Origin of the sequence: Methylocella tundrae, assembly GCF_901905185.1 — a bacterium.
In the GTDB taxonomy this organism is placed as follows: domain Bacteria; phylum Pseudomonadota; class Alphaproteobacteria; order Rhizobiales; family Beijerinckiaceae; genus Methylocapsa; species Methylocapsa tundrae.
This window is the reverse complement of record NZ_CABFMQ020000114.1, coordinates 1-2333: the sequence shown is the minus strand read 5'-3', so window position 1 is coordinate 2333 and position 2333 is coordinate 1. Positions and strand designations below refer to the sequence as shown.

The 2333-nt window shown below is 54.0% G+C and carries 3 protein-coding genes; all 3 read right to left on the bottom strand.

Annotated features, from left to right (window positions below; translation table 11 throughout):
- Nucleotides 1-44: 44 nt before the first annotated feature.
- A complete protein-coding gene (locus MPC4_RS17210; RefSeq protein ID WP_174513605.1) occupies nt 45-707 on the bottom strand; it encodes a hypothetical protein in 663 nt (220 codons plus the stop codon).
- A gap of 266 nt (nt 708-973) precedes the next feature.
- Complete coding sequence (locus MPC4_RS17205) at nt 974-1297, bottom strand: hypothetical protein (protein ID WP_174513604.1); 324 nt, start codon at nt 1295-1297, stop codon at nt 974-976.
- Between the two features lie 51 nt (nt 1298-1348).
- A complete protein-coding gene (locus MPC4_RS17200; protein WP_174513606.1) occupies nt 1349-2266 on the bottom strand; it encodes an IS1595 family transposase in 918 nt (305 codons plus the stop codon).
- Between the last annotated feature and the right edge of the window lie 67 nt (nt 2267-2333).

Sequence of the window (2333 nt, the reverse complement as noted above, 5' to 3'; positions counted from 1 at the left end):
CGGCTCCCTAACGCCCGCATCGCCTGATGCGGAGACCCCAGTCCTTATGATTCAGTTTTTTGGGGAGCGTCTTTCGGACGCGATGATCGAAGCGGCGGCTCAAATCCTTGAGGCCTCGGCCTTTTGCGAAATGAGTCCAACCATTGCCGAAGGTTTGGCTCAAGAGATGCTGTTAGCGTCTCTGTTTGCGGAATATGATCGACAACGAAATACATGAGCCGATAGGAAAGCTTACGAAGTTCATTGGCGTTGTGCTCCATCGTCTCGACGGAAAGAATCTTTGTCGTTCCGCCGCGTTTCGCACGGTGGTCAAGATGATGGGGTGACAGGACCGCGCGAAACGCCGTTTTTGGACTGGCTTTTTCTAGCTCGCTATCCGTCAAAATGAACATTTCGAAGTGAGCTAAAGAGTTCCTGAACTCGATTGCCTTCCTGATTTCCTCTAAAATCGGCGCCCATGCTTTTTTGCGTGTTCTCTGATCCAGCTTGTGGAAAATCAGCCGATCAACAAATGCGAGCTTATTCTCCGCTGCTTTGATTTGAAAGAATGTTAGAGAGCAAGTTTTGGGGTCGGTCCCCATTAGCGGAAGGGCTATCAAATACAGCCCGGTTTCGATAAATTGCCATCGTACTAAGCCGCCGCCTAAGGCTTGATACATCCGCTTTTGATCTTCGGAATCAGGGACCATGGGCAAGGAAACAGTCAAATCAAACTCCCCCCCGTGGGCCAGATGAATCGTTATCGGCGAGCACCGTGTGGGAGCGATTTGAGCGCGCCGTTGATGCTGCGGTTAAGAGCGGGCCGAAGCATCGGACCGCTAAGGAACAGGCGAAGGTTCAGCGGCCGACAAACCAAAGCCCTGCGACGCTAAGCAAAGACAAAGACAGCCGCTGAACCTTCGTCCGGCGGCCGATTTCAATTCTAAAATGGATACCTCAAATGGCCCTTCTCCACGATTGGAGCTTGGATTTTTCATTGCGGCTCGTTCCAATTGGGGGAGACCCGGGCACTGGAGAGGATGTTGTTTATTTGCTCCAGCACGCGAGCCTTGTGACGTTCCCCAGCCTCCGCGTTGCCGCCAATATCAATCACCCCGCGCATGACGCTTTCTTGGCATCTGACGGAAATCCCGTTGATCCAAGTCTGAGCGTCAATTCCGAATGACTTTTGATTCTCCATAGCCTGATCGGCAATTAGCGCCGTCACAATGACGCGGAGCGCTGTAAATTCTGCGGGATTCACGACGACCGGCGGCGGCGGCCGGTACGGAGGAATCGGCGGCGGGAAATCTACCATTAGTTTTACCCCCTTCATTTTCGCCAGCGCAGGAAAGCGTTAGCCTCTTTTTTAATTTGCCCCAATTTCACCAATCCGCCGATAGGTCAGGCGCTTCCCGACTATGCCGGGGATAGAGCCTGAGAAGCGCTCAAAGTCACTCACGGTGCGAGTGTTATAGCGGTAGTCAAATTCGCCCATGTAGCGGTGTAAATGAGCCTCTGAGACATGGTGATACGAGCCGATAATTCCGCGCTTAACGATGCTGAAAAAATTCTCGGCGGTGTTGATGTGGATATAGCCGCCGAGGCGCGCATATTCGCCAGCCGAGTGATTGACAGTTCCGTGGTTCGCGAACTTCGCGCCGATCTTTGGGTAGACGGTGCTTTCATCGGTCATGAGCATCGAAGCAAGTTCAACGTTCTTTGCGATGATGGGGCGAAGCGTTGTCGCCGTCACGTTCGCAATATGGAAAGAGCGAACATGGCCTTCGCGTTCGATGAGCGAGAAAACGGCTTGCTTGGGCGCGGGCTGGCGTTTCGCGCGGTTCTTGGCCTTGCCGCCGATATACGTTTCGTCGGCTTCCACAACCTTGTTAGCGCCACCCATTGGCGGCAATGAGGTATCGCGAAGCGACTCGCGGATGCGGTGGCAAAGAAACCACGCGGTCTTGTATGGCAAGCCAATCATGCGGCTGATTTGAAGGGCGCTCATGCCCTTCTTTGACGCCATCATGAGATGCGTCACGGCAAGCCATTTGTACAACGGAACCTTGGAGCGCTCATAGAGCGTGCCAACGGTGACCGTGAAGGGTTCGCGGCAGGCGTTGCATTGATAGAGGCCGGGGCGCGTCGTCTTGCCTTGCATGAGCGTGGATTGGTCCACGACACCGCAATGCGGGCAGGAGCGACCATTCGCCCACACCCGTGCTTCCAGCCACTCGCGGGCTTTAGTTTCGTCGTGGAAGATCGGGTTTGAAAGATCAGATATGGCCGTTAGCTCCTATGCCAACAACACTACGTCTAGCGACCTACTATGTCAAGGTGATAATTGCCGG